Here is a 26,417-nt window from a genome sequence, read left to right as displayed (position 1 = left end):
ACGCCCGGCGCTGACCTGCTGGGGAGTGAGGTGCACAACGATGCCGTGGTGGTCATGGCGTCCCGGGTCGTCCGGAGACAACGAACGCGAGAGCGGCGGCGAAGTCGCCGTCCAGAGCACTGTCCGCGTCGGAGTGCCGACGCAGCGTGAGCCCGAGCGCGTCACGAAGCCTCCCGCCGACGTAGCCACGATCGAAGAACCCGAACAGGTCGCCCCGGTCGACCTGACCCGGATCGGCAAGGCGCTCGACCTGCTCGACATCCGATTCCTCGCCGACGGCGGCGGCAGCCTCCTAGCCATGTGGGAACGGCACGCCGTGCTGTTCACCCTCGAAGGCCCGGACGACGAAATCCTCGTCATGCGCGCCCGCCCGCACGCCACCGTCCCACCCGACTGGGCCGACCGCGCCTACCGCGTCGTCAACGAATGGAACCACACCCGCCGCTTCTGCAAGGCCTACGTCGGCGACCCCACCGAACGCGGCCAACTCCCCATCTACGCCGAGCTCCAGGTTCCACTGGCCTCCGGCGCCCACGACGCCCTGCTAGTCGAAATGCTGGACTGCGGCGCTGCGGTGGCTACAAGCTTCGTCGACTGGCTCCACGATGAGGGTGCGTTGTTGTAGGCGGTTGGACTTGGTGGTGGCTGAGCTTGGTGGGCGCGTTGGTAGTGGTGGCTGAGCTTGGTGGGCACGTGACAGTAGTGGCTGAGCTTTGTGGGCACGGCTGCTGAGCTTGCTGGCTTCGCTTCGCTCCGCGTGGCTTTCGCCCCTGAGGAGGCAATGACTTAGGCCCGGTTTTCACCACCCGCAAACCCCGCGGGTGGTGAAAACCGGGCCTAAGTCATTGCCGGGCGAAAGCCGGCAGGCGTTGGAGTGGCAGGGGGCTGGACAAGAGCAGCGGCCACTCGGTCGCGTCCCTAGCTGGGTGGGACCGGCAAAACCGGCTATGGGTCACCCAGGTGAGACAAAGCCGGCTGTGCCGGCAAACCAGTGTCCCGAGCCGTCGTGTGCAAGCCCGTCTCTCCCCCATCCCTCCCCGCGAAGCCCGTTCCTCCCCGGTCCCGCCCCCCGTGCCTGCTCTTGTCCAGCGCCTGCGTAGTCCAACACCTGCCGGCTTTCGCCCGGCAATGACTTGGGCCCGGGTTTTGGTGTTCGCGGGGTGTGCGAATACCAAAACCCGGGCCCAAGTCATTGCCTTCTCAGGGGCGAAAGCCACGCGGAGCGAAGCGAAGCCAGCAAGCTCAGCAGCCGTGCCCACAAAGCTCAGCCACCGCCTGGTGAGCATCTCACTCAGCTCAGCCACCGCCTGGTGAGCATCTCAGTCAGCTCAGCCACCGCCTGGTGAGCATCTCAGTCAGCTCAGCCACCGCCTGGTGAGCATCTCAGTCAGCTCAGCCACTACCTGGTGAGCATCCCACCAACCCTGACAAACTCAACCCGCTACCGGGAACATGCCCACTCGCCCGTGGTACTCCTTGCCCAGTTGGTCGGTGTCCCAGCCGACGATCAGGCCTTCGGGGACGGAGGTGAAGGCGCGGACGCCGACGTTGCGCTTGAGGCTGGGGTTCCAGGGGAGGGCTTTGCCGGTGGTGGGGCTGAGGGCGCCGATGCCGACTCGGGGGACTGCGCCGGGGCCGGGGCCTTTGGCGTCGCTGCCGAGGGGGTTGTCGAGGTAGCGCTGGTGGCCGCCGACGTAGACGGCGCTGCCGGTGACGGCGACGGCGTAGAGGGAGTCGCCGCCGGTGCGCTGGACCCAGGTGGGGTTGTGTTTGCCGCCGCCGGCGGTTTCGAAGCGGGCGGCTGAGTCGCAGAGCTTGGTGGGGGATGAGGCGCGGCCGGTGGACACTACGACGAAGTAGCGGCCGTCGGGGGAGAACTTGACCTGGCGGAGGTACGTGTCGAAGCCCTTCATGCACTCCGCCTTGTAGGCGTCGGTGTACCAGCTGAGCAGCGCGGCGGAGGCGCCGGAGGTGTTGATGAGGGCGATCTGGGTCCGTGCTGCCGTGCCGACTTTGAGGAGCGCGCCGATGATGACCAGCCGGGAGCCGTCGGGGGAGAGGTCGAAGTGTTCGACTCGGGTACGGCTGAGGCCCGGCGCGGACAGCTTGGCGTCGAAGCCGGTGTCGATCGCGCCGGAACTGGTGTGGACGCGGGCCAGGCCGACCCGGGCGACGCCGTTGACGGCCGAGAAGGTGCCGCCGAGGTAGAGCCGGCTGCCGTGCACTTTGAGGCCGCGGATGTCGCCCCAGTTGATTTTCGTGACGAAGCCGGCGACCCGCGCGCTGTTCGCGAGCGACACTCGGGCCACGCCGCGCTGGGCGGCCTGGTTCACGGTCTTGAAGGCGCCGCCGAGGTAGACGGTGTTGTCCGCGCCGGCGGCTAGCGCGTAGACGGCTGCGTCGACTTGCGGGGCGAACGGGCGGATGATGCCGTCGCGGAGGCCGTACGCGAAGATGTTTTTGCGGTCGTAGGTCAGCTTGCGGGTGCTGTCCTGGACTTTGGTGAAGCTGCCGCCGACGACGACGGTGTCGCCGACCACGGCGAGCGCCCACACGGTGCCGTCGAGGACGTGCGGTGTGTGGTCGACGGGGTTTGCCGACACCACCGCGGAGTGGGCGAGGTCGGCCGATGCGGGCGCGGCGGCGCCCAGCAGGGCGGCGCAGGACAGCGCGGCGGCGGCGGCGAACAGGCGGCGTCGCATCGGTGGCAACTCCTGAGATCGGGACGCGGGGTCAACCGATCAACGAGCGGTCGCGTCTGGAGGATGCGCGTCCATGGTGTTCACCATGAAGTAGGCGGCGCGTTCCAGGTAGTCCCAGAGTTGGGTGTGCTGCGGCTCGGGCAGGGTGAGGGAATCGACCGCGGCGCGCATGTGCACCAGCCAGGCGTCGCGTTCGGCGGGGCCGACCCGGAAGGGCGCGTGCCGCATCCGCAGGCGTGGGTGGCCGCGCTGTTCGGAGTAGGTGGTGGGGCCGCCCCAATACTGCATGAGGAACAGCGTCATCCGCTCGGCGGCTGGCCCGAGGTCTTCTTCCGGATACATCGGTCGCAGCACTGGGTCAGCGGCGATGCCCGCGTAGAACCGGTCGACGAGTCGCCGGAAGGTGGGTTCGCCGCCGACTGCCTCGAAGAAGCTGACCTCGTCGCTCACCCGTCCAGTCTGCCAGCAGCCCGATGCCGCTCCGGGCCGGGTGTGACCCGGGGCAGGACGCGCCCGACCGACCGGTCTTCGGCGTGCGGTGGGGCCGGTTCGGTGGCCGGCGCGTCGACGTGAGGCGTCGCTACGACGTGGCCGCGCCAGCGGGTGGCCAATGCCGTCATCAGGACCAGTCCACCGAGGCTCCAGATGCCGACGACCAGGGGAATGGAGGAGTGTTGGGCGAGTGCGCCGCTGATGACGACTGCGGCGCCCTGGATGAGCTGCATGCCCCCCTGCATGACGCCGAACGCGCGGGCGCGGTAGCCGTGGGGTAGGGCGAGCACGAAAACCCCGTTGAGCGTGGGCATGAGGACGCCCTGGGCCACACCGGAGATGGCAACGAAGACCGCAACGGCCGGCGCGTTGGGCGCGACCATGGTGACTGCCAGCGCGAGCGGGGCCAGCACGGCGAAGGGTCGGACCAGCGCGGTACGGCGGGCAGGTGGCACCAGCCGGCCCACGATGAGTCCGCCGACCACGAAGCCGATCGGGCCGGCAGCCATGATCAGGCCCTGGTCGAACCCGCGGGCCGTGGGGTCCTGATGGAACACCGCGGACCAGCCCGCGGCGAGTCCCTCGGGGAGGATGGTGAAGGTCGTCAGCGCGAACACCATGAGCGCGATGGAGCGCAGCAGCGGCGTACCGAAGACCAGCCGGTAGCCCTCGCTGGCCTCCTTCAGCAGGTGTCGGCGGTGGTCCGGGCTGTTGGCTGCGGGACGGTGTCGGATGCCGGCCGCGATGATCACGCTCGAGATCAGCAGCGCGAGGGCGTTGAGCGCAATGCCGATTCGGGCGTTCACGCCGGCTGCCAGGGTCGCCCCGGCTAGGTAGCCGAGGACCTGCGCCGCCTGCGCCGTCGAGGTGTTGATGGCGAGGCCACTCACGACCTGGTGGCGCGGCAGGATCAGGGGGATCAGCGCGGAGCGGGCGGCCTGGGTGGGTGGCGCTCCCAGCATGGCGACGAACAGCAGGGCCAGGATCGCGGGCACCGGCACGCCGGGCAGCGCGATCAGCGCGATCGGCACGGCCCGGGCCAGATCCGTGAAGATCAGGACCCTTCGGTACGGGTACCGCTCAGCGAGCGCCGCGAGCACGGGTCCACCGACGATCCACGGCAGATAGCTCAACGCGAACGAGGCGGCGGACAGCAGCACCGACTGGGTCTGCTGGTAGACGAGCACGATGATGGCGGCACGGGCCAGGTAGTCGCCGACCCAGCTCACGACCAGGGAGCCGTAGAGGGCGCGGAACTCGCGGACCGCGAACACGTCCCGGAAGGTCACCGGGCGGTCCGGCTCCGTCACGCTGGCAGGCTTGTTGCCGAGCTGCGCAGCGGGTCGGTCGTCGGACACTCAGGCCCTCCATCGATCGCGCCGGCCGGCCGGGCCACCTCGAGGGGCGGTCGGCCGCGGACACCGCGAGCCGGCTGGCCCGGCGGTGCGCGTACGTGAAGCTGCATGTGCAGATGCTTCTTGCCGGATTCTGCCCGATCGGCCGAGCCGTGGCTAGGGCGTACGGGGGGATCGTTCGACGTTCGGCCGAGTTCCGACCCCCCAACTATGCCCTACCCGCAGCTCAGGTGGCGCCTCCGGGCGTGCCAGAAGAATCGCCGGCGGTGTCCGAATACATCGGTGGCACCGCGGATCGGGGCAGCATCCGCGACAGGGCGATCCGTTCGGCGATGCCGGAGCTCTCCAGTGCCTCGGTGAGTCGACGCCGCAGCTCGCGTTGCACGATCGGCTGACCGTCCGCCGTGGTCTTGGCGATGGTCCGGATGACGGCACCGTCCACGGTGAGCTGTTCGACGCCGACCACGTCCGGCGGCTCGAGGAACTCAGTGGCGTGCTCGGGTTCGTCCGCCATACCCAGCGCCGCCTGGCGGAGGACGGCGGTGGCCTCCTCGGAGTTGACGAAGCCGATCGGGATGTCGATGACCACCATCGCCCAGCCCTGGCTCTTGTTGCCGACCCGGATGATCTCGCCGTTGCGGATGTACCAGAGGACGCCACGCATGTCGCGCACGGTCGTCACCCGCAGCCCGACCGTCTCCACCACGCCGACCGCATCACCGAGGTCCACCGAGTCGCCCACGCCGTACTGGTCTTCGAGCAGCATGAACAGACCGGCGATCAGGTCCTTGACCAGGCTCTGCGCGCCGAAGCCGAGCGCCACGCCGACGATGCCGGCGCTGGCGAGCAGCGGAGCCAGGTTGAAGTTCAGTTCTCCCAGCACCAGCAGGGCCGCCATGGTGAAGACGACGGCGGTGACGAAGCTGCGCAGCACCGAGCCGATCGCTTCCGCACGTTGGCGGCGGCGTTCCGGAATGAACTGGTTCTCCACCGCTTCGGTGTGTTTGGTGGCCCGGTCGCGGAGCGGCTTGAGAAGCGCGGGCATCTCGGCCCGCGAGGTGGAGGTGGCGAGGCGCTGGATCGCACGGTGCAGAAGCCAGCGGATCAGCATCGCGACCAGGATGATCGCCACGATCTTCAGCGGCTTCACGATGAAGACGAAGCTGCTGTTGGCGAGCCACTGATTGCCGGTCTCGTCGAGGACCCACTTGCACAGGGGATTCGCGTCGCAGCTCTTCGTCACGTCAGGGGTGACGAAGATGGGTTCAGCGCTGCCGGACGGGTTGGGAGTGGGAGCTAGCGGGATCACGGGTCCTCACCGTACCCGCCGGGTGGCGGCGGCTGGGAACCGGACATCTTCGCACGAGACCTCAGACGTTTACCCGCCGGCCGCAGATAGTGCTCGCAAAATCGTCATCCATCAGGGACTATTGGCGCACGAGGGTCACCGGGATTGCCCTCGTGCGGCCTGGACTGAGACGACAAGCACATCGGGAGCGATTGCAAGCACCTCCACCGAAGGGTGAAGCGCGATGCCTGACATACGACCCACAGTGGGCTCCTCCGCGTTGGTTCTGAACGCAACCTACGAGCCGCTGTGCGTCGTATCGGTGCGTCGGGCGACCATCCTGGTGCTGACCGCCAAGGCTGAAACCGTTTCCGACGGCGACGGAGTGCTGCACAGCGCGCGTCAGGCGCTTCCCGTTCCCTCCGTTGTCCGGCTCACCCGTTACGTGAAAGTGCCGTATCGGACCCACGTCGGGCTGTCCCGCCGGGCCATCTTTGCCCGCGACGGCGGCCGCTGCGCCTACTGCCGCGGCTCGGCCGAGACGATCGATCACGTCTTCCCGCGCAGCCGCGGTGGCCTGCACGCCTGGGAGAACGTGGTGGCTGCCTGCGCCAAGTGCAACCACAGCAAGGGCGACAAGACGCCGGCCGAGTTGGGCTGGCGCCTGCACACGCCGCCGCAGGCGCCGCGCGGCGTGGCCTGGCGGGTGCTGGGCCACCGTACGCCGGATCCGCGCTGGTCGGACTGGTTGGACCTGCCCATCGGAGTCGAAGCGGAAGCAGCCTGACGAAGCGGCGTTACTTCGTGCCGATCAGTGCGGCGAAGACGATGACGTTGTCGGCGTATCCACTGTCGCCGCCGACCCACGCCCCGCCACAGGTGACCAGGCGCAGCGACGGTCTGCTGTAGTCGCCGTACACCCGCTGCAGGGGCAGCTTTGCCTTGTCGAACCGCTCCACCGAATTCACCTGGAAGATCGCCGTCTCGTCATCCTCTCGGAGGACTTCGATCCGCTGTCCCGGGCGCAGTTCCTTCAGCCGGTGGAAGACCGCAGGCCCGGTGTTGTCGTCGACGTGTCCCACGATCAGCGCGGGACCGAACTGCCCCGGTGTGGGACCGTCGCCGAACCAGCCGGCTTCGTGCAGCCGGGTCGGTGGTGGCACGTCCACCGTGCCGTCCTCGGCGAGACCCACGGTCAGCACCGGTGCGGCTACTTTGATGGCAGGGATGGTCAGGCGCTTGGGCCGGCTGGGTTCGAGCACCGGGAACTCGCGCGGCGGTGGCTTGTCCGGGCCGCGGAACAGATCGCCGAGGTCGAAGCCGGTGGCCGCACCGACTCCGGCGCCGAGCGCGAACAGCCCGGCGAAAACCAACACCGCGGACAGCAAACCCATCGGCACCGTACGCCGTCCGCGCGCGGGTGATGGCGCGGGCAGCCGCCGCGTCCGTGCGGAGCCCAGCCGAGTCCGCGCGGGGGCGGGTTTCGGTGCCGGCAGGCGCCGCGGAGGTGGCACTGTCCCACCGGAAGGCGTTGCCGTGAGCACCCGCGGGGGAGCGTCGGGCGGGACGGCATCCGGTCGGCCGGCTATGGCGGCCACTGGCCGGGGTCGGGTCGGTTCGGGCGCGACGGGCCGCCGGCGCAGGACTGACTCCGGCATCCGCGGGCCGGGAACGGCCGGGTCCACGGGGCGCGCCACGGGTGCCTCAGCTCACCCGGCGGCGGCGGAGCGCCAGCACGCCCACGATGATGCCGGCGCAGAGCGCTGTGGCTCCGCCGCTGATCAGCACGGGAGCCGTTACGCCGCTGGCGGAGCCGCCGAAGCCGGTGGCGGGTCCGCGGGCCGGTTCGATTCTTGCCACGACGTGCAGGGTGGTCTTCGCGGTCTTGCCGTCAGCGCAGCGCAGCTCGACCTCATATTCGCCGGGGTCGGTGGTGGCGGGCACGCGCGCTGTCGCGGTCAGGAAGCCGTACCGGGGGGAGACCGTCACCTCGCCCAGCGGGGTGGTGGTCACGCGGGCGGCGGTGAGGTTGTCATCGCAGCTCGCCCGGATGCCGATCTCGTCACCGGCGCGGGTGGTGCTGGGGTTGGTCTCCACGAAGACGGCCGCCGCGGCAGCCGGGGAGCCGGGTAGGAGAACGGGTAGTCCGGTCAGGGCAAGCGTGGCGATTGCGGCAGGGACGAACGGGCGCATGACCTCCCCCTCCTGCCGTCCGGGCGGAAACCTCGCGGACGGCGCGTGTTGGTGATTTTCGCACCTCCACTCCGATTTCGCGTGGGCCGATGAATCCCACCCAGTGGGTCTTGACACCCGGCGCTCCGTGACGGCGCACACTCCGCTACCGTGATTGACGTTCGGATCACTGGGAAAACAGTGACTTGGCCCGGTTCCTTTTGACGCCTGGGGGCGTTGAGGTTGTCGATTTTCGAAACGATTCTGATCTTCGCGGTGATCCCGGCGGCGGTCTTCGCCGTGATTGCCGCGGTCGCCGCCGCGGGCGGGCGCGGTAACCGGCCCGACCGTCGTTACCGGCCTGGCCGGCCTTACGACTTCGCGCCGATGTGGTTCCTGGCGTCACCCGCACAGGTGAGCCCGGCCTTCGGTGGCAAGACTTCCGGTGCCGGCGGTCAGCCGGTGCTGGAGCGGGGCGTGGAGGGGGCGGGCCGGCAGGCACGCCTGGGACCGGTGGGAGGCGCAAGTGACCGTTGGTGAGCAGCAGGCCATCCTCAGCGTGCAGGAGCAGCCGCTGACCGCGCTTGACCACCCGGGCGGACCGACGCTGACCGAGCGGCCCGAGCTTGCCATGACTCCCGAGGGCATTGCCGCTCTTGACGGTCCGTTCTCCACTCGGCAGTTGCTGCGCCTCGACGAGGCGTTGCGGGTCGCCGACCAGCAGACCGGACTGACCTTCAGCGTGTTCCTCGGCGATCTCGCCGAACCGACTCGGGACAGCGCCGAGCAGCTGCACCGCGAGATCGAGGGCGCGGCGACGGCCGTTCTCATCGCGGTCTCGCCCAACCAGCGCATCTTGGAGATCGTCACCGGCTCGGACGCCCGCAAGCGCATCTCCGACCGGGACGCGAAGCTCGCGGCGCTGTCGATGTCTGCTGCGTTCGCCGGTGGGGATCTGGCCGGCGGTGTCCTGGCCGGCCTTGACCAGCTGGCATCGCACGCCGGCCGGAGCTGACTTCTCCGGGAGCTACACCCAGGAGCTCGGAGTAACGCGTACAGGGAACGGGGCGTCGACCTTGACCGGGTCGGCGCCCTGAACTGTTTTCGCCGACAGGTAGCCGCCTGAGCCCAGCTCGTACATGTGCAGTTCCGGTTCGTGTTCTCCGGTGATTCGCCAGTAGCCGGGAATGCCAGCGTCGGCGTACAGGGCGGGCTTGAGGAGCCGGTCGTAGTGGCGGCTGGAGGCGTTCTCGACCTCGATGACCAGGGCGACGTCGGCAGGGTCGGCCCAGATGGCGCCGGATGAGCGGGGACGCAGCACGGTCACGTCCGGGATGAGGCTGCTGGTGCCGAGGGCGATGCCGAGCCGGTCGCAGACCCACCAGCCCTCAGGGGCCGCGGCGCGCAGCGTGGCGATGAGTGCCTGGACGACCGTCTCGTGGGCGTCATCCAGCGGCGGCGTCACGTGCAGGCTGCCGTCGACGATCTCGTAGCGGTGGCCGTCCTGGGGGAACAGGTGCAGATCCGGCTCGGTCCAGGGCCCCTCGGGAGCGGCCCAACGCACCGGGGAACTGTGGCCGATCACCACCACCGCACCACCACCTCCATCACCGCGGAGTGTCAGCGTACTCACGCAGTGTTGTTTCTGGTGGGTTTCGTCCGGGTGAGTTTCGCGGGTCGTGCGGAGTCCACTCCGCACGACCCGCGAATTCCGACTTGGTGGGGTTCGGCTAGACGGTGGCGTCCTTCGCGCGCGCCTTCAGCGCCCGCAGCACGCCGTCGCGGCCCTCGGCCACGAGCCGCCGCAGCGACGGGGCATGCCCGTCTGTGGCGAGCCAGGCGTCGGTGGCGGCCACCGTCTCCTCGCTCACCTGGTACGCCGGGTACGCCAGCATCACGAACTCCTGCGCGGGCTCGCTGTCCGAGCGGGTCCACACCTCGTCCACCACCTCGAAGAACTTCGCGGCGAACGGCGCGGTCAGAGCCACCTGCGTCGAGGACTGGAAGCCCTGCAGCAGCGACCGGTTGAGCCAGTTCGGCAGCTTCTCGCCGCCGGTGAGCTTCGCCCAGACCGCCGCCTTGTTCTCCGGCGTGGGCAGCAGTGCCCGGGCCAGCGCGGCCTCTCGCTCGCCGCTGGCCGTACGGTCCGACTCGAGCTCGGCCTCGATCTCCGCGTCGCTCGCGGCACCGCGGGCGGACAGCGACTCGAGCAGCGACCAGCGCAGCTCGGTGTCGACGGTCAGTCCGGCGGGGACGTTGCGGCCTTCCAGCCAGCCGCGCAGGACTTCGAGCTCCTCGGGGGTGCGCGCAGCACCGACGAAGGCGCGTGCCCAGGCGAGCTGGAAGCCGCTGCCCGGCTCCGCGGCTGCCAGCGCCGTACGCGCCGTCGTGGCGAGCTGTCCCCAGCCGGTCGGCGCCCAGGCCGGGTCGGCGTACATGGTCAGCGTGGTCGCCGCCTGCCGCAGCGTGGCCGTGGTCAGGTTGATGTCGCGTTCCTTGGGCAGGCCGGTGCTGACCAGGGCGATGTAGTCGCGGGCGGCCAGTTCGGCGTCGCGGACCATGTCCCAGGCGGCGGCCCAGCACAGCGCCCGCGGCAGCGACGACTCGAAGCCGTCGATGTGCTCCACAACCGTCGCCATCGACCGCTCGTCGAGGCGCAGCTTCGCGTACGTGAGGTCGTCGTCGTTCAGCAGCAGCACGTCCGCCGCCCGCACGCCGACCAGCGCGGAGATCGCGGTCACCTCGCCGCTCACGTCGATCTCGAGGCGGTCGCGGCGCACGAGCCGGTCACCGTCGACGTCGTAGAGGCCGACGCCGATGCGGTGGGTCCGCAGCGTCGGGTACTCGGCGGGAGCCTCCTGCTTGACGACGACGCTCTCGTAGGTGCCGTCGGCGCCGATGGTGAGGACCGGCCGCAGCGTGTTGACCTGCGCGGTCTCCAGCCACTGCGCGGCGAACTTGCGCAGCTCGCGACCGGACGCCGTCTCCAGCTCGGTGAGCAGGTCGTCGAAGGTGGCGTTGCCCCAGGCGTGCTTCTGGAAGTACGCCCGCAGCCCGGCCCGGAACGGCTCCAGCCCGACGTACGCGACGAGTTGCTTGATGACGCTGGCGCCCTTGGCGTACGTGATGCCGTCGAAGTTGACCTCGACCGCCTCCAGGTCGGGCATCTCGCAGTAGACCGGGTGGGTCGACGAGAGCTGGTCCTGGCGGTATCCCCAGGTCTTGCGCACCGACAGGAACGTGGTCCAGGCGTCGGTGAAGCGGGTGGCGCCGGTGTTGCACCAGTGGCTCGCCCACTCGGCGAACGACTCGTTCAGCCACAGGTCGTTCCACCAGCGCATGGTGACCAGGTCGCCGAACCACATGTGGGCCAGCTCGTGCAGGATCGTGTTGGCGCGCTGCTCGTACTCGTAGTCGGTGACCTGCGAGCGGAAGATGTAGTGCGCCTCGGCGTGCGTGACGCAGCCGAAGTTCTCCATCGCGCCGGCGTTGAAGTCGGGCACCCACAGCTGGTCGTACTTCGGCAGCGGGTAGCGCATGCCGAACTGCTCGTGGAAGAAGTCGAAGCCCTGCTTGGTGATCAGGAACAGGTTGTCGGCGTCGAGGTACTGCTGCATCGACGCCCGGCAGAACACGCCCAGCTCGATGCCGTCGTGGCTGTCCCGCACCTCGTGGTACGGCCCCGCGCAGATCGCCGTGATGTACGTGCTCATCCGTGCCGACTTCGCAAAGTGCACCGTCTTGGCGCCCGCCTCGGCGTCGGCGGTGCTCTCGACCGGCATGTTCGAGATGACTTTCCAGTGCGCCGGCACGGTGGCGTGCCAGGTGAAGACGCTCTTGAGGTCGGGCTGGTCGAACGCGGCGAAGACCCGCTGGGCGTCCGCGGTCTCGAACTGGCTGTAGAGGTAGATCTCCTTGTCGACCGGGTCCTCGCTGCGCTGCAGGCCCTGGCCGCTCGCGGAGTAGAAGTAGTCCGCGTCGACGACGAGGGTGTTGTCAGCGGCGAGGCCGGTCAGGGTCAGACCCTTCTCAGCCGACCAGTCGGAGGTGTCGACCGGCGTGCCGTTCAGCACGGCGGAGCGCACGGAAGCGGCCGCGACCTCGATGAAGGTCTGCGCTCCCGGCTCCGAGCAGCCGAAGGTGACCTCGGTGACCGAGCGGAAGGTGCCCGTACCCGGACCGCCGTTCCCGTCGGTGAGGTCCAGGGCGATGTCGTACCCCGTCACCTCGAGCAGGCGGGTCCGCTCGGCGGCCTCCGTCTGGGTCAGGTTACGAACTCCGGCCACGTTCACTCTCCTCCACGCTGGCAGGGCCACGTCGCCCTGCCTCGAGCTTTCCACGCCACCTTATGCGGTGAGTCGTGAGCGCTGTTCGCCCGCTGTCGCCGTACGCAGGTGATCTGGGTAGTTCGGCGAAAATCATCACGAACGTCGGGCGACGGTCGTTCCCATGGTGAGAACTGTCACGCTTGACCGGAGGCTTTCGATGGCCGAATCCGACACCGTCGCCACCAGCACCATCGCGGTGCAGCCGGGCGCCTGGGCCAGTATCTGCCCGAATTTACCCGCCGATGTGGCCGCCATGGTCGCTCCGCCGGTGCTCGTCTCGGCGCTGCCGCTCACCGGCACGGCGACGGCCCAGCAGGAGCGGCGGCGAGCGCGCGAGGCACGCTTCCGGGGGAACATGCCGTCGGTTCCCGCGTACGGACGGCACCGTCGCACGCCCTGAAGCGGGGCCGCGCCCCCACTGGGCGGAGGAGTTTCGGTAGGTTCGCGGTCATGACGGTCGTGCACCCGATCAGCCGGGCCTGGATCACCACTGGCGGCACCGGCGCGCAGAACTACGACGAGTTCGCCGACGACGCGGAGATCACCGCGATCATCGAGGCGAACCCGCACAGCGCGCTTGCCATCGAGATGCCCCACCGGGCGCCCGGGGCGGTGGGCCGCTCATTCCTCGACAGCCTGCCGGACGCCGCCGCGCGCCTCGACGAGGAGAAGGCCGCCGGTGGCTATTCGCCCGCCGAGCAGGTCGTCGTGCTCTACCGGATCAGCGCGCCGGGCACCCCGGCCGCGTTCGGGCTGTGGGCGATGGTCGACACCGCGCAGATCTCCACCAGCGCGGACGAGCCGGGGCTGGTCATCCGCAACGAGGACGTCTTCATCGCGAAGGTCCGCGAGCGGGTGGCGCTCGCCGAGCGGTTGAAGACGCTGCTCTCGCCCGTGCTCCTGCTGCAGACCGGCAAGGGTGATGAGCTGCACGCCGCATTGCACGCCGCGACCGAGGCGGCGGGTCCGCCCGCCGCGACCGACCAGGACCAGAGCGGGCGTACGCACGCGATCTGGATCGTGCCCGCCGGGCAGCTGCAGGACGACCTGACCGCGCTTGCCGGAGGCGGCGAGTTGGTGGTCGCGGACGGCAACCACCGCAGCCTCGCCGCCCAGACCGGCAACCTGCCGCGCTTCCTGGCCGTCGTCACCACCCCGGCGTCGGTCGCCATCCAGCCCTACAACCGGCTGGTCGCCGAGCTCCCGGTCGAAAACCTGGTCGCCCAGCTCACCGCGGCCGGCGCGCGGGTCGAGGAGCTGTCGCGGCCCGCGGACATCCCCACCAAGGGCACCATCCACCTGTACGCCCACAGCACCTCGTACGCGGTGACGCTGCCCGCCGCCGGCGCCTCGGCGGTCGAGAACCTGGACCACGCCCTGGTCGAGCGGGTGCTGTTGCGCGACGCCCTCGGCCTGGACCCGGGCGACAAGCGGATCTCGTATGTCGGCGGTGACTATTCGGCCGAGTGGCTGCGCGGCGAGGTCGACGCCGGCCGGGCCGAGCTGGCGGTGCTGATCGCCCCGGTGACCGTCGACGACTTCGTGGCGGTGAATTTGGCCCGGCAGAAGCTGCCCCGTAAGAGCACCTGGTTCACTCCCAAGGCCCGCGGCGGTCTCGTCCTGGCCCAGCTCGACTGATCCGTCCCACCGCCCCACCCACCACCCAAAAGAGGAAGAGATTGCCTATTCATCCCCAGGTGGAGGCGTCGCTGGCGATCCGGCGGCGCCCACCCGCCGAGGTGTTGGCCGCCGATCCGCTCGAGCGGCTGCGCTATGCGCGGCAGGCGATGGCGGACTCGAACGAGGCCGAGTGCGGCCCCGCCATTCCGTTGCCGGTCGTGGTGGATGTGGACGCGGACGGCGTCCCGGCCCGGCTGTACGCCGCTCGTACCGGCGCTCCGGTTTTCGTCTACCTGCACGGCGGCGGCTGGTGCTACGGCAGTGTGGAAACGGTCGACCGGATGTGCCGCCGCATCGCCGACCGCTCCGGCTGTGCCGTCCTCTCGGTGGACTACCGCCTCGCCCCGGAACACGTGCATCCGGCCGCCCTGGACGACGTCGAAACGGTGCTGCGGTGGGTCCGCAAGGAGGGCCCTGGCCTGGGTGTCGACCCGTCGCGGCTGGCGATCGGCGGTGACAGCGCGGGCGGCCAACTCGCCACGGTCGCCGCCCGCCGCCAGCGCGACGCCGTCACCCCGCTCGACTACCAGGTCCTGATCTACCCCGCAATCGACCCGATGACGGCCTCCGAGTCGTACGACGAGGTCGGCGGCTACGGGCTGGACCGCGCGTCGATGCGGCTGGGCTGGGAGACCTACGTCCCGTCCCTGGCCGACCGGTTCAGCCCCGACGTGGCCCCGCTCGCCGCCGACGACCTCACCGGCATGCCACCCACCCTGCTGATCACCGCCGAGTACGACGTTCTGCGCGACGAAGGTGCCGACTACGCCGACGCGTTGCTCGCTGCTGGGGTGCCCGTCGTGCACGTGCGCTATGCGGGTGTGAACCACGGCTTTGCCCGCAAGCTGGCCCTCTTCGACGCGGCGCGCTCCGCCGCTGACCTCGTCGCCGCGAGTCTCCGGGCGGCGCTGACCTTCTGACCGGCGTTTGACAGACTGCGGGCATGCGCGTCTACCTCGGTTCCGACCACGCCGGCTACGAGCTGAAGAGCCACCTCGTCAACTACCTCACCAAGCAGGGGTACGAAGTCGTCGACGTCGGCCCGCACGTCTACGACCCGGAGGACGACTACCCGGCCTTCTGCTTCCACACCGGCGCGAAGGTGGTCGCCGACGCAGGCAGCCTGGGCATCGTCATCGGCGGCTCCGGCAACGGCGAGCAGATCGCCGCCAACAAGGTCGCAGGCGTCCGCTCGGCGCTGGCCTGGAAGGTGGAAATCGCCCAGCTCGCCCGCCAGCACAACGACTCGAACGTCCTCGCGATCGGCGCCCGCCAGCACACCCTCGACGAGGCGTCCGCCATGGCCGAGGCTTTCCTCACCACCCCGTTCTCCGGCGACGAGCGGCACTCGCGCCGGATCGGCCAGCTCGCCGCCTTCGAGCAGACCCGGGAACTCCCCGCCCTTCCCACCCCCTGACCCGGTCCCCTTTCTGCTCTCTCTGAGCCCCGGACCGGGCGAAGCCAAGAGTCACAGCTCTTCGCGGGGCACCCAGTTGCGGCGCACGATCGTCAGTGTCCGCTCGGCGTCGGCCAACTGGCCGTCGTCCGGGCGGGCCGCATCCCGCGCCCGCATCGCCGCGGCCAGGCTGACCTGCGACGAGCCGGAACCCACCAGCCCGCGCAGCCCTCGCTCGGACTGATCCTCTCCGGTTCCCGCCCGGCCACCGGCAGCGAACCGCCCGGTCGCCCGCCCGGCGTGCGGTGACCGCTGGCCCGAGCTGCTCGGTCCGCCAGCCGGCTTCCCCGGTCCGGGCGCTCCATTTCCCGCCGCCCGTGGCGGAGGCGCCGGCATCGGAACGGGCGCTGCGGGTCCAGAGGGCTCCACACGGCCCACGCGCGGCCTGTCCGGCACGCCACCCACCTCGGCTCGTCGTGGGCTGGGCGAGACTGTGACACCGTCAGTTGCAGCGGAATCGAGTTGGGCCGCGGTATCGGGCGGGGCCGCGGTATTGGTCGGGGCCGGGGCATCGGGCGGGGCCGGGGCGGCGGGCGGGAGAGCGGTTTCGGCCGAAGTCACGGGAGGGCCGGGCGGCCCGGGGTCCTGGTCGGGCGGCGAGGTGGCCGTGGTCTGCGTCGCGGGGGAGGGACGCACGCGGCGGCGCCGGCGTCCGGGTTCGTCACCCATGCCGCTGAACCTACCGCCGCGGCGCGCACCTAGAACACCTCGGTCGGATTCGGCAGCCGATGCCAGCGAAACGCGGTGGCTACTGCTTGCACCGCCCCGGGCGTCAGTTCCTGCACCGTTCCCGCGGCGGCGAGCGCCGCCGGCGACACCGCACCGAGATAGATCGTCCCCAACTCCAGCACGGTGCATTCCAGGTCTGCCGCGTCATCCGTACGCGTACACGTCGCCGGCTCCGAAGCGTGGGCGGTGAGCCGCCAGCGGCCGGTGTTCGCGCCGAGCAACGGGTCTGTCACGGCGAACACCACGTCGAGCGGAGCCGAGTACCGCCGGGCGGTCAGTGCCCGGGGAAGGTCGACGATCCGAATCCAGAGGGCGTCGCCCAGGTTGCTCCCGAGCCGCCGTGGCTCATCGACCAGGTACAGCAGCGGTTCGTCCACGGCCGCGAAGCCCACAGACGCCGTACGGGCGAGGTCGAGGGTGAGCAGGAACCGCCACAACGCCAGGTAGGTCTCCGGGTCGGCGGCGACCACTTCACGGATCTGCACCTCGCCGTCCGGGCCGTGGTTGTTCCAGCCGGATTTCGTGCGCCACAGGGCGTACCCGGTGGGTCGGCCGGCGGTCTCGCGCAGGACGCAGTGCAGGGCGGTGCCGCCGTCGCGCTGCGATTCGAGGTCGGACAGCACGAACCGCCACCAACGCTCGTCGCGACTGGACCAGCCGGTGCGTTCGGGCCGGAGTTGCTCGTACACCTGGGTCAGCTCGGGCAGTGCGGTGAGCGGGTCGGCCAGGCGCAACCGGCCGGTGCCGTCCGCGCTGGGCGGCAGGGTGATCTCGCGGGTCATGATGGTCATGCGCAGGCGAGACGCTGCGGGACCGTACCCGAAGCGGGGATAGATCTTGGTTTCGCTGGCCCACAGCACCGCGATCGGTTCGCGGCCGGCGGCCGCGACCTCACCCAGCTGACGATGCATCAGCTGGGTGAGCAGCCCGCGCCGCCGGTGGGTCGGCGCCACCCCCACCTGGGTGACATGCGCCGCAGGCACGACCGCGCCGGGCACGGTCAAATCCCTCGTGTACGCGGCCGCGTGTCCGACCACACTGCCGGCGTCCTCGACGACCAGTGAGCGGGTAGGTTCGAACACGGATCCCTCGACGTCCCGTTCTGCGGGTGTCGGTGTGTGGTGAAATGCCCGGCCCAGCAGCCAGGAGATGGCGGGCCAGTCGGCCGCTGTGCCGACCCTGATCAGCGTTCCGGAGCCGTCCATGCTGTTTGTGTAACGGACGGCGCGCGCTGCGGCGAGCTATTTGCGGGCTCGTTACTCTCGATACGGGCGGCAAGCGGCCGTACCGGGGGAGGGAACGATGCCTGAGCAACCGCAGTGGCCCGAGCGGACGCTCGATATGCCACCGCAGGATCCCTGGGCCGATCCGCCGACGACGGACATGCCGCCCCGCGGCGCCGCTCCGCAATACGACCCGCGTTCCGCGGGCACCGCCTACCCGGGAACTGCCGACCCGACCCGCCACCAGGGCGCTTCGGACGCCACTCGGCACCAGGGTGCTGCGGACGCGACCCGGCACTACGGTTCCGCAGCTGACACCCGGCACACGGGCGGAGTGGCAAACACTGGACAGGCGGCACCCCAGGGGCGCGCCGCAGCCACGCCGCCAGCGCCGCCGTCCTCGCCGTTCACGAGTGGCCGTGCTGCGGTCAATCCGCGTCCGCAGCCGCAGCAGTTCGTGGCGGAGCACGAGCCCACCGGCACCGGCTGGCCGGGCGCAGCGCCGCCCGCGCAGCAGCAACCATTGAGCTGGCATCTCGCCCAGCTGCGCCGCGGCGGCGAGTGGAGCTTCGCCGGGCTGCTGTTCGCCTTCGTCTGCTGGGGCGTCTGGGCCATGTCGTCGGATGGCAAACTGACCACCCCGATCGTCGTCTTCCTCGTCTCGGTGGCGGTGGCCGGTGGCGTCTTCGCCATGTCCCGCCTGGTGGGCCGGATCGTGCTCGAGCGTCAGTTCGGCCGAGTGCGGCGCACAGCCCGCGGCTCGCACATGGTCGCGGGCCTCTTCCTGGTGGGCGTGGGCATTGCGCACCTGGGGCAGACCGATTGGGTCGTGAATGCGGTGGACTGGGTCGTCGAGCTGTTCCGCTGAGGCCCGTACCCGTCGAATTGTTTCCGGGGGCGACCACCGCGCCGCCCCCGGCCGGGGATCAGCCCACGTCGCTCATCGCGGCGCCGGTTTCCAGCAGCGACTTGAGATCGCTGAGCATCCACGCCCAGCCGCCACCGCCTGCCTCGTCGAGCGGCGAACCCGCCACCATTGTGGCCGTCGCGGGGGCTCCGGTCAGCTCGTGCGTGATGGTCAGGCGGCAAACGCCGGGCTGCGACTTCAACTCCTCGATCTCGTAGGTCAGGGTGGTGAAGGGCTCCGCCGCGGTGGTGGGGTCCATCAGCATCCGCCAGGTCTGCTTGAGCAGGCGCGGCGGGTCGACCTCGATGACTTCGCCGTCGCCGATCGTGTCCGGGATCGTGAACCCGTTCTCTTTCGCGTACGCGTGCATTCCCTCGTTCGCCGCGGCGCGGAACGCACCGCCCGGTCGTAGCTCGTAGAAAGACGGCGCGGCATAGCCGTACTTGACGGTCCATTCCGGATCGGTGATCGCGGTCCAGATCTTCTCCGGCGTGGTCTTGATCCACACCCGGTACACCTGGGTGGTCTGCGGCTCGCTCATGTCTCGTCCTCCAGCGCGTTCTTCAGATCGACGAGCGCCGTGACGTGACGCTCGGTGTACTTGTCGATCCACCGGTCGTGGATCAGCCGGATCGGTACGGGGTTGAGGAAGTGCAACTTCTCCCGTCCGGACCGGCGCACGACGACCAGGCCCGCTTCCTCCAGCAGCTTCAGGTGTTTGGCCACCCCGAAGCGCGTCATCTCCACCTCGGACTCCAGCTCGGTGAGCGTGCGGCCGTCCCGAGCGAAGAGCAGGTCGAGCAGGAAGCGCCGGGTCGGGTCGGCCAACGCCTTGAACACCCGGTCGTCGTTCCCCATGCCGCCAAGTTAGGTGACCAAAAGGTCACATGTCAAGCTGCAAGAACGCCCGCCCAGCGGGGCTGGACGGGCGTGAGTCTCCTCAGCGGCGCGCTACGGCAAAGCCGAGAGTCAGCGCCGCCGGCGGCGCGTCGTCATTCTCAGCAGGCTCACCGACCTGGCAATCACGGCACCGGCAAGCCCGGCCGCCACCAGCGCGAGAGCGAACGGCACCCGGGTATCCGCCCACAGGAACGTGATGTCCACGCCGTCCGTGTTCTGGCCCAGAAACACCAGGGCGAGCACCAGCGCGGCGGCGGCGAGCCCGAGCCCGGCCGGCCGCAACCGAGAAACCCGATCACCGCGAGTAGCGGGAGCGGTCCCGGCTGGCCCGAGCCCGGCCAACGTGCGCGCAAGTTCATCCGGCAGCGGCGGCGCGTTGTCGGTGACCGGTACGGACCCGTCTGGCAGCAGGGAGGCTGCATCCGGGCCCGGCCGGTGCTCAGGGGAATAGGCCATGCCCGCCAGTTTTCCGCAGATCCGCCGGCAAGAGCGGCAAACCCGGCAATCGGCAAAGATCGTCGCAGCCTGCGTGCTGGATAGCTTGGGCGCAGATTCAACGGATGGGTGACACCGGGCTCGCCCGGAACTCGGCGGAGAAGGGTGGAGCGGGCGACGAGAATCGAACTCGCGTAATCAGTTTGGAAGACTGAGGCTCTACCATTGAGCTACGCCCGCATGGCGCCACATACCTGCGTGGCGCCGGGCCTAGCGTACTCGAATCCCCGCGCTCGATGCGAACCGGTTCCCCCTCGTGACGCATCAGGGCGACGCCGCGGCACACACCACCCGGTGGACCGCATACACTTGCGCACGGCCTCGGGGTGTGGCGCAGCTTGGTAGCGCACTCGCTTTGGGAGCGAGGGGCCGTGGGTTCAAATCCCGCCACCCCGACTTTCGACAACAACGAAGAGATCCATCAAGGAGTACGCCTGTGAAGAGCACCGTCGAGACTCTGAGCCCGACCCGGGTGCGGCTCGCCATCGAGGTGCCGTTCGACGAGCTGAAGCCCAGCCTGCAGAAGGCGTACCGAGAGATCGGGTCTCAGGTCCAGATCCCCGGCTTCCGTCGCGGCAAGATCCCGGCCGCCGTCATCGACCAGCGGGTCGGTCGTGGCGCGGTGCTCAACGAGGCCGTGCAGGAGGCGATCCCGCAGCAGATCCTCGCCGCTGTCCGGGAGCACGAGGTCAAGACGCTCGGCCGTCCCGAGGTGGAGATCACCGAGTTCGCCGACAACGAGCCGCTGAAGTTCACGGCCGAGGTCGACGTCCGCCCCGAGATCACCGTCCCCGACCTGTCCACCATCAAGGTCGAGGTGCCGGCGCTGGAGATCGGCGACAACGAGATCGACGAGCAGATCAACGGCCTGCGGGAGCGGTTCGCCACCCTGAAGACGGTGGAGCGCGCCGCGGCCGAGGGCGACTACGTCCAGCTCGACCTCAAGGCGACCGTCGACGGCGAGGAAGTGCCGGGCGGCTCAGCCACCAACATCTCCCACGAGGTCGGCAGCAAGCAGCTGCTCCCGGGTCTCGACGAGGTCCTGGTCGGCCTGGCCGCCGACGCCGAGGCCACCTTCACCACCCAGCTGGTGGGCGGCGACTTCGCCGGCCGGGACGCTGATGTGGCGGTGACCGTCAAGTCGGTCAAGGACAAGCAGCTGCCCGAGATCGACGACGAGTTCGCGCAGATGGCGAGCGAGTTCGACACCCTGGACGAGCTCCGCGCCGACCTCAAGGAGCGGCTCACCAAGGTCAAGAAGGTCGAGCAGATCTATGCCGCCCGGGACGAGGCGCTCAAGCAGCTCGTCGCGGCCGCCGACATCCCGGCGCCCGAGGGCATCGTGAAGGAGGAGGTCGAAGGCCGCAAGCAGGCCATGACCGACCAGCTCGAGCGGATCGGCGCCACCCTCGAGGACTACCTCGCCTCCGAGGAGAAGACCGAGGAGCAGATCGACACCGAGCTGACCGAGGCGGCCGCCGAGGGCGTCAAGATTCAGCTGCTGCTCGACACCATCGCCGACGCCGAGGACATCCAGGTCTCCGACGACGAGTTCGGCCACGAGATCGTGCACCGGGCCCAGCGCGCCCAGATGCAGCCCCAGCAGTACTACGACCAGCTCGTGAAGTCGGGTGCGGCCGCGGCCGTCTTCGGCGACGTGCGCCGGGGCAAGGCCCTCGCGAACGTCATGGAGCAGGTCGAGATGAAGGACACCGAGGGCAACGTCCTCACCCTTGACGACCTGCGGGAAGCCGGCGACGACGAGCACGCCGGGCACAACCACTGAGGTGTCACGAGAGGGGCCGCCGCGTCATCGTGGCGGCCCCTCCGTCGTATCCGCCATCGGCGTGCGCTGTCAGCGAACACCTGCCCGAGCGGGAAGCTGATGCGCAATCGACCGGTTAGGTTGGTCGTACGACGGAGAACCTGCCGACTGGATCCCTCAGCCGGCACAGTCAGCTGTGAAGGGCTGCCATGACCGATCTGCACGTTCCAGCGAGCCCCACGCTGCGTGGTGGCTCCTTCAATGGCAACCTCGAGGACTCGGTCTTCAACCACCTGCTGCGTGAGCGGATCATCTTCCTCGGCAGCGAGGTGACCGACCAGGTCGCCAACCGCATCTGCGCGCAGCTGCTGCTGCTCTCCGCGGAGGACCCGGAGCGCGACATCAACCTCTGGATCAACTCGCCGGGTGGTTCCGTCTACTCCGGCATGGCCATCTACGACACGATGCAGTTCATCGACAACGACGTGTCGACCGTGGCGATGGGCATGGCCGCGTCGATGGGGCAGCTGCTGCTCTGCGCGGGTGCCGAGGGCAAGCGTTACGCCCTGCCGCACGCGCGGATCATGATGCACCAGCCGTCCGGCGGAATGGGTGGCACTGCCGCGGACATCGCCATCCAGGCCGAGCAAATGCTGTATACCAAGCGCATGTTCCAGGAGCGGGTGGCTCACCACACCGGCCAGGACCAGGCGACCATCGAGGCTGACTCCGACCGGGACCGTTGGTTCACGGCGGAGGAAGCCAAGGACTACGGCTTCATCGACAAGGTGATCAGCGGGGCCACTCAGGTTCCCGAGGGCGCCGGAACGCTGAACTGAGGAGCAGAAGAATGACCGACCTGACCATGCCTCCCGGGTTCGCTCCGGTGCACAACCGTTACGTGCTGCCGTCGTTCGTCGAGCGGTCGTCGAACGGCATGATGAAAGAAACCAACCCGTACAACAAGATGTTCGAGGACCGGATCATCTTCCTCGGCGTGCAGGTGGACGACGCGTCGGCCAACGACGTGATGGCCCAGCTGCTGACGCTGGAGAGCGCCGACCCGGACCGCGACATCCTGATGTACATCAACTCGCCCGGCGGCTCCTTCACCGCCATGACGGCGATCTACGACACCATGCAGTATGTCCACCCGGACATCAGCACCGTCTGCCTCGGCCAGGCCGCGAGTGCCGCCGCCGTGCTCCTCGCCGGCGGCACCCCGGGCAAGCGGATGGCGCTGCCGCACTCGCGGATCATCATCCACCAGCCGGCCACCGAGGGCGGTTACGGCCAGGGCTCGGACATCGAGATCCAGGCCCGGGAGATCCTCCGCATGCGGACCCAGCTGGAGGAGCTGATCTCCAAGCACTCCGACCAGCCGCTCGACAAAGTCCGCAAGGACATCGACCGGGACAAGATCATGACGGCCGACGAGGCCAAGGAGTACGGCATCGTGGACACCGTCCTCGCCAGTCGCAAGAAGAGTCTCCAGAAGGCCGGCGTCTGATCGGAGCCCGGACGCTGCTCGCCGCCCTTCAGTGGTGGTCCGGATGCGGACTGTGGCGGAAGTGCGGTGCAGTGCCGGGTGGGAACGCGATGTCAGGGGTCGGTCGGCGCGCGCTAAACTGACTGGCCCCTGACACGCCCGTTTTGGGGGGTCGGAGAACTGCCCCTGAGCGGGTAACGTCGAGTCGGCATACCTCAGCAACGCGGGTCGGCAGACGATGAGATACCGACGAGGAAAATCGTCCTCGGGCCGAGGGCCGGTGCGAACCGGTCGATGAGCGCAGGGAGAACGTAGGTGGCACGGATCGGTGACGGTGGCGACCTACTGAAGTGCTCCTTCTGTGGGAAGTCCCAGAAGCAGGTCAAGAAGCTCATCGCGGGCCCAGGGGTCTACATCTGCGACGAGTGCATCGATCTCTGCAACGAGATCATCGAGGAAGAGCTGGCCGAAACCGGCGAAGTGAAGTGGGAAGAGCTTCCCAAGCCGATGGAGATCTGCCAGTTCCTCGACAACTACGTGGTGGGCCAGGAGCAGGCCAAGAAGGCTCTGTCCGTGGCCGTCTACAACCACTACAAGCGGATCCAGGCCGAGTCGGCCGGCGCCCCCGGAGCGGGCAGCGACGTCGAAGTAGCCAAATCCAACATCATGCTCATCGGCCCCACGGGCTGCGGTAAGACCCACCTGGCCCAGACTCTCGCCCGGATGCTCAACGTCCCGTTCGCCATCGCGGACGCCACGGCACTGACCGAGGCGGGCTATGTCGGCGAGGACGTCGAGAACATCCTGCTCAAGCTGATCCAGGCCGCCGACTACGACGTCAAGCGCGCCGAGCAGGGCATCATCTACATCGACGAGGTCGACAAGATCGCCCGCAAGAGCGAGAACCCGTCAATCACCCGGGACGTCTCCGGCGAGGGCGTGCAGCAGGCCCTGCTCAAAATCCTCGAGGGTACGGTCGCGAACGTCCCGCCGCAGGGCGGCCGCAAGCACCCGCATCAGGAGTTCATCCAGATCGACACCACCAACGTGCTGTTCATCGTCGGTGGCGCTTTCGCGGGCCTGGACCGGATCATCGAGACCCGGGTCGGTCAGGGCGGCGTCGGCTTCGGCGCGCACCTGCGCTCGGTCTCAGAGCGCGACACCGACGACATCTTCAGCAAGGTCATGCCGGAGGACATGCTGAAGTTCGGCCTGATCCCCGAGTTCATCGGCCGGCTCCCCGTGATCACCACGGTCCGCAACCTCGACCGCGAAGCGCTGATCAAGATCCTCACCGAGCCCCGCAACGCCTACGTCAAGCAGTACCAGCGCCTCTTCGAACTGGACGGCGTCGAGCTCGAGTTCGACACCGGCGCCCTCGAGGCCATCGCCGACCAGGCCATGCTCCGTGGCACCGGCGCCCGCGGCCTCCGCGCCATCATGGAGGAGGTCCTCCAGAACGTGATGTTCGAAGTCCCCAGCAACCCCGACGCCGCCCGGGTGGTGATCACTCGCGAGGTCGTGGTCGAGAACGTCATACCGACCATCGTCCCGAGGGAGTTCGTCGGCCGTCGTGCCCGCCGCGAGCGCGAAGAGAAGTCCGCCTGACCCGTCAGTCAGTCGCCCGTTCGATCCCGTCACCGTCGCCCACAGGGCGGCGGTGACGTCGTTTCCGGTCGCTTGCAGCCCGAGGGGTTTGGGCGCTCGGAGGGCCACGGTGCCACGTAGCGGAAAGCTGCTGTGCTCGGGGTGCGCCCGAACAAGCCGGCGTGACAGTGACTCCTCGCCGAATGTGTGGCGTTCCGGGAGAGGGCGTAGCCCCGTAGGCTGATTCGCATGCGCGTTGCCGTCTGTCAGCTGAACGCCCGCGACGACCGTACCGTCAATCTTGCGATGGCCCGCGACCTCCTGGGCCGCGCTGCCGCTGCGGGAGCGACCCTCGCCGTCCTGCCCGAATACAGCGATTACCTCGGTCCCGAGGCGGGCCTGCCGAAGCCGGAGCCGGTCGGCGGCGAACTTTCGGTGTTTTTCGCCGACGCCGCCCGTGACCTGGGCATGTGGGTGCACGCCGGCTCGTTTCATGAGGCCGGACCCGACCCCGGCCGGACCTATAACACGTCGCTGATCTTCAATCCCGCGGGCGAGCTGGTCGAGACCTACCGCAAGATTCATCTGTACGATGTGGAGATTCCGGGCCGAGTGTCCTATCAGGAATCCCGCACCGTGGCACCGGGCGACCGGACTGCCGTAGCCGAGGTCGCCGGCGTCCCAGTCGGCCTGTCCATTTGTTACGACCTGCGCTTTCCGGAGCTGTACCGGCAGCTCGCGATCGCGGGCGCGAAGGTACTGGTGGTGCCGGCTGCGTTCATGATGCACACCGGCCGTGACCATTGGGAGGTTCTGCTCCGCGCCCGCGCGATCGAGAACCAGTGCTACGTCGTGGCAACCGGTCAGTACGGCGACCACGAACCCGGCCGGACCTGCTTCGGTCGCAGCATGATCATCGACCCGTGGGGGACGGTACTTGCGCAGGCGTCGGACAGCGTCGGTATCGCTGTCGCGGATCTCGACATGGACCGGCTGGACAAGATTCGTATCGAACTGCCCAGCCTTGCCAACCGTCGACTGGCCTATCCGGGGCCGCTTGTCGCCCTTTAGAAGGTCTGAAAGAGATAGCTGACTACCGCGATGCCGACCACCGCGCCGCCTGCGATGAGCATCGCGCCGCCCATGCGCGATGGCCCGCGCAGGAACAGCCGATGGATGGAAACCACCACCGCGGCCAGCACGAGAAGGCCGATGACCAGCTGAGACAGTGGCATCAGGAGGTCGAACAGCGCGTCGGCGGCAAGCGCCGGTTCGGGTGCCATGCCTGCCACTCTGACATGGCTTCGCGACGGGTGGGACTCCTGGGACGGGGGGCGATTTGCATTGCCGGTGGGGCGTCGAGTAACTTTCTCTCTGTCAGCGGGGAACGCGGACAGAGCGGCACGAAAGTGGCCGGTCTGGCGATCTCCCTGAGGGCAGCTGGAAGCAAGCGTTAAGCTTGTGGAATGTTCCGGGCGAGGCAGGCGGATTTGCGCCAGCGAGAACGACCGGGTAGAGTGAACCGGCCAGCAGGAACCGGGCGGATCGATCACTGAGTGATCTCCGGACGGCTGCAAGGCCACCTAGCGAACGTTTCACCCCGACTGGGGTTTTCGATCGTGCGGGAAAAACTTGGGTGATGTCAGCGTAGATCCTCTTGGATCTTCCAAGACTCCGGTCTTGCGCTGACGAAGTCAACCAGGTAAGTTAGAGCGGTTGCCCCGAGCGGGTCTCTTCGAAGAGGAGAAGTCGAACGGTGTGTGGTTGTTCTTTGAGAACTCAACAGGGTGCTTGATAAGCCAGTGCCAATTAGTTATACCCCGGCCATGCTTTTCGGAGTGTGGTTGTG

At 68.9% G+C, this 26,417-nt stretch carries 28 protein-coding genes and 2 tRNA genes; 15 read left to right on the top strand and 15 right to left on the bottom strand.

Translation table 11 applies throughout. From position 1 onward, the window contains the following. Positions 1 to 40: 40 nt before the first annotated feature. Positions 41 to 625 (top strand): YbjN domain-containing protein, encoded by a 585-nt coding sequence (locus ACIA1L_RS30845; protein WP_396076548.1) that lies wholly within the window; start codon positions 41 to 43, stop codon positions 623 to 625. 808 nt (positions 626 to 1,433) lie between these two features. Here ACIA1L_RS30845 and ACIA1L_RS30840 read toward each other — a convergent pair. The 4 genes from ACIA1L_RS30840 to ACIA1L_RS30825 all read right to left on the bottom strand — a co-directional run bounded on the left by ACIA1L_RS30840 (position 1,434) and on the right by ACIA1L_RS30825 (position 5,858). After that, on the bottom strand, positions 1,434 to 2,702 hold the full coding sequence (locus tag ACIA1L_RS30840) for a PKD domain containing protein (RefSeq protein WP_396076547.1): 1,269 nt from the start codon (positions 2,700 to 2,702) through the stop codon (positions 1,434 to 1,436). 39 nt (positions 2,703 to 2,741) lie between these two features. Further along, a complete protein-coding gene (locus ACIA1L_RS30835) occupies positions 2,742 to 3,152 on the bottom strand; it encodes a globin (RefSeq protein ID WP_396076546.1) in 411 nt (136 codons plus the stop codon). After that, complete coding sequence (locus ACIA1L_RS30830) at positions 3,149 to 4,552, bottom strand: MFS transporter (protein WP_396076545.1); 1,404 nt, start codon at positions 4,550 to 4,552, stop codon at positions 3,149 to 3,151. Before ACIA1L_RS30830 ends, ACIA1L_RS30835 begins: the two co-directional genes overlap by 4 nt. Positions 4,553 to 4,775: 223 nt before the next feature. Then, complete coding sequence (locus ACIA1L_RS30825; protein ID WP_396076544.1) at positions 4,776 to 5,858, bottom strand: mechanosensitive ion channel family protein; 1,083 nt, start codon at positions 5,856 to 5,858, stop codon at positions 4,776 to 4,778. Positions 5,859 to 6,081: 223 nt separating this feature from the next. Here ACIA1L_RS30825 and ACIA1L_RS30820 point away from each other — a divergent pair, with 223 nt between their 5' ends. Continuing rightward, on the top strand, positions 6,082 to 6,624 hold the full coding sequence (locus tag ACIA1L_RS30820) for an HNH endonuclease (RefSeq protein WP_396076543.1): 543 nt from the start codon (positions 6,082 to 6,084) through the stop codon (positions 6,622 to 6,624). Positions 6,625 to 6,634: 10 nt separating this feature from the next. Here ACIA1L_RS30820 and ACIA1L_RS30815 read toward each other — a convergent pair whose 3' ends face one another. Both ACIA1L_RS30815 and ACIA1L_RS30810 read right to left on the bottom strand, forming a co-directional pair. Further along, the gene (locus tag ACIA1L_RS30815) at positions 6,635 to 7,231 is read right to left on the bottom strand and encodes a class F sortase (protein WP_396076542.1); all 597 of its coding nucleotides are present in this window, start codon (positions 7,229 to 7,231) and stop codon (positions 6,635 to 6,637) included. A 310-nt stretch (positions 7,232 to 7,541) separates the two neighbouring features. Continuing rightward, positions 7,542 to 8,030 (bottom strand): hypothetical protein, encoded by a 489-nt coding sequence (locus tag ACIA1L_RS30810; protein WP_396076541.1) that lies wholly within the window; start codon positions 8,028 to 8,030, stop codon positions 7,542 to 7,544. A gap of 240 nt (positions 8,031 to 8,270) precedes the next feature. Here ACIA1L_RS30810 and ACIA1L_RS30805 point away from each other — a divergent pair, with 240 nt between their 5' ends. Continuing rightward, the gene (locus ACIA1L_RS30805; RefSeq protein WP_396076597.1) at positions 8,271 to 8,549 is read left to right on the top strand and encodes a hypothetical protein; all 279 of its coding nucleotides are present in this window, start codon (positions 8,271 to 8,273) and stop codon (positions 8,547 to 8,549) included. Positions 8,550 to 8,640: 91 nt separating this feature from the next. Further along, positions 8,641 to 9,024, top strand: coding sequence for a DUF5130 family protein (locus ACIA1L_RS30800; protein WP_396076596.1), 384 nt, complete (start codon positions 8,641 to 8,643; stop codon positions 9,022 to 9,024). Between the two features lie 12 nt (positions 9,025 to 9,036). Here ACIA1L_RS30800 and ACIA1L_RS30795 read toward each other — a convergent pair whose 3' ends face one another. Together ACIA1L_RS30795 and pepN are read right to left on the bottom strand one after the other, a co-directional pair. Further along, complete coding sequence (locus ACIA1L_RS30795) at positions 9,037 to 9,642, bottom strand: Uma2 family endonuclease (protein WP_396076540.1); 606 nt, start codon at positions 9,640 to 9,642, stop codon at positions 9,037 to 9,039. A gap of 97 nt (positions 9,643 to 9,739) precedes the next feature. After that, positions 9,740 to 12,295, bottom strand: a complete 2,556-nt coding sequence (pepN, locus tag ACIA1L_RS30790) for an aminopeptidase N (protein WP_396076539.1) — start codon at positions 12,293 to 12,295, stop codon at positions 9,740 to 9,742. A gap of 199 nt (positions 12,296 to 12,494) precedes the next feature. Here pepN and ACIA1L_RS30785 point away from each other — a divergent pair, with 199 nt between their 5' ends. From ACIA1L_RS30785 to ACIA1L_RS30770, 4 genes are read left to right on the top strand one after another with little or no spacing between them, the layout of a single operon-like run. Continuing rightward, positions 12,495 to 12,737 (top strand): hypothetical protein, encoded by a 243-nt coding sequence (locus ACIA1L_RS30785; protein WP_396076538.1) that lies wholly within the window; start codon positions 12,495 to 12,497, stop codon positions 12,735 to 12,737. A gap of 50 nt (positions 12,738 to 12,787) precedes the next feature. Then, the gene (locus tag ACIA1L_RS30780) at positions 12,788 to 13,975 is read left to right on the top strand and encodes a DUF1015 family protein (protein WP_396076537.1); all 1,188 of its coding nucleotides are present in this window, start codon (positions 12,788 to 12,790) and stop codon (positions 13,973 to 13,975) included. Between the two features lie 41 nt (positions 13,976 to 14,016). Then, complete coding sequence (locus ACIA1L_RS30775) at positions 14,017 to 14,937, top strand: alpha/beta hydrolase (protein ID WP_396076536.1); 921 nt, start codon at positions 14,017 to 14,019, stop codon at positions 14,935 to 14,937. A 23-nt stretch (positions 14,938 to 14,960) separates the two neighbouring features. Then, positions 14,961 to 15,434, top strand: coding sequence for a ribose-5-phosphate isomerase (locus ACIA1L_RS30770; protein ID WP_396076535.1), 474 nt, complete (start codon positions 14,961 to 14,963; stop codon positions 15,432 to 15,434). A gap of 51 nt (positions 15,435 to 15,485) precedes the next feature. Here the strand turns inward: ACIA1L_RS30770 and ACIA1L_RS30765 are convergent, their stop codons facing one another. Next, positions 15,486 to 15,629, bottom strand: coding sequence for a hypothetical protein (locus tag ACIA1L_RS30765; RefSeq protein WP_396076534.1), 144 nt, complete (start codon positions 15,627 to 15,629; stop codon positions 15,486 to 15,488). 542 nt (positions 15,630 to 16,171) lie between these two features. Next, the gene (locus tag ACIA1L_RS30760) at positions 16,172 to 17,407 is read right to left on the bottom strand and encodes a GNAT family N-acetyltransferase (RefSeq protein WP_396076533.1); all 1,236 of its coding nucleotides are present in this window, start codon (positions 17,405 to 17,407) and stop codon (positions 16,172 to 16,174) included. A gap of 97 nt (positions 17,408 to 17,504) precedes the next feature. Here ACIA1L_RS30760 and ACIA1L_RS30755 point away from each other — a divergent pair, with 97 nt between their 5' ends. After that, positions 17,505 to 18,293 carry a DNA-directed RNA polymerase II gene (locus tag ACIA1L_RS30755; RefSeq protein ID WP_396076532.1) on the top strand — a complete coding sequence of 263 codons (789 nt, stop codon included), beginning with the start codon at positions 17,505 to 17,507 and terminating at the stop codon, positions 18,291 to 18,293. A 58-nt stretch (positions 18,294 to 18,351) separates the two neighbouring features. Here the strand turns inward: ACIA1L_RS30755 and ACIA1L_RS30750 are convergent, their stop codons facing one another. The 4 genes from ACIA1L_RS30750 to ACIA1L_RS30735 form a co-directional block, all read right to left on the bottom strand. Beyond that, positions 18,352 to 18,873: an SRPBCC domain-containing protein gene (locus ACIA1L_RS30750; RefSeq protein WP_396076531.1), complete on the bottom strand. Its 522-nt coding sequence runs from the start codon at positions 18,871 to 18,873 to the stop codon at positions 18,352 to 18,354. After that, on the bottom strand, positions 18,870 to 19,190 hold the full coding sequence (locus ACIA1L_RS30745; protein ID WP_396076530.1) for an ArsR/SmtB family transcription factor: 321 nt from the start codon (positions 19,188 to 19,190) through the stop codon (positions 18,870 to 18,872). Before ACIA1L_RS30745 ends, ACIA1L_RS30750 begins: the two co-directional genes overlap by 4 nt. Before the next feature lie 111 nt (positions 19,191 to 19,301). Beyond that, a complete protein-coding gene (locus ACIA1L_RS30740) occupies positions 19,302 to 19,688 on the bottom strand; it encodes a hypothetical protein (protein WP_396076529.1) in 387 nt (128 codons plus the stop codon). A gap of 145 nt (positions 19,689 to 19,833) precedes the next feature. Beyond that, a tRNA-Gly gene (locus ACIA1L_RS30735) sits at positions 19,834 to 19,907 on the bottom strand. A 142-nt stretch (positions 19,908 to 20,049) separates the two neighbouring features. On the opposite strand from ACIA1L_RS30735, the gene ACIA1L_RS30730 reads away from it, so the two are divergent. From ACIA1L_RS30730 to ACIA1L_RS30705, 6 genes are all read left to right on the top strand, one after another. Further along, positions 20,050 to 20,123: transfer RNA gene (locus tag ACIA1L_RS30730), tRNA-Pro, on the top strand. Between the two features lie 40 nt (positions 20,124 to 20,163). After that, complete coding sequence (gene tig / locus ACIA1L_RS30725) at positions 20,164 to 21,513, top strand: trigger factor (RefSeq protein ID WP_396076527.1); 1,350 nt, start codon at positions 20,164 to 20,166, stop codon at positions 21,511 to 21,513. Positions 21,514 to 21,701: 188 nt separating this feature from the next. Then, positions 21,702 to 22,331: a ClpP family protease gene (locus ACIA1L_RS30720; RefSeq protein WP_396076526.1), complete on the top strand. Its 630-nt coding sequence runs from the start codon at positions 21,702 to 21,704 to the stop codon at positions 22,329 to 22,331. A gap of 11 nt (positions 22,332 to 22,342) precedes the next feature. Further along, positions 22,343 to 23,002: an ATP-dependent Clp protease proteolytic subunit gene (locus ACIA1L_RS30715; protein ID WP_396076525.1), complete on the top strand. Its 660-nt coding sequence runs from the start codon at positions 22,343 to 22,345 to the stop codon at positions 23,000 to 23,002. 294 nt (positions 23,003 to 23,296) lie between these two features. Then, positions 23,297 to 24,589: an ATP-dependent Clp protease ATP-binding subunit ClpX gene (gene clpX / locus ACIA1L_RS30710; RefSeq protein WP_396076524.1), complete on the top strand. Its 1,293-nt coding sequence runs from the start codon at positions 23,297 to 23,299 to the stop codon at positions 24,587 to 24,589. Positions 24,590 to 24,817: 228 nt separating this feature from the next. Then, complete coding sequence (locus ACIA1L_RS30705; RefSeq protein ID WP_396076523.1) at positions 24,818 to 25,639, top strand: carbon-nitrogen hydrolase family protein; 822 nt, start codon at positions 24,818 to 24,820, stop codon at positions 25,637 to 25,639. Here the strand turns inward: ACIA1L_RS30705 and ACIA1L_RS30700 are convergent. Further along, on the bottom strand, positions 25,636 to 25,851 hold the full coding sequence (locus ACIA1L_RS30700; RefSeq protein WP_396076522.1) for a hypothetical protein: 216 nt from the start codon (positions 25,849 to 25,851) through the stop codon (positions 25,636 to 25,638). The two genes, ACIA1L_RS30705 and ACIA1L_RS30700, sit on opposite strands and share 4 nt — an antisense overlap. Between the last annotated feature and the right edge of the window lie 566 nt (positions 25,852 to 26,417).

The sequence above is a fragment of the Actinoplanes sp. NPDC051859 genome (assembly GCF_044452725.1).
Lineage (GTDB): Bacteria > Actinomycetota > Actinomycetes > Mycobacteriales > Micromonosporaceae > Actinoplanes.
This window is presented reverse-complemented; position numbering and strand designations above follow the sequence as displayed.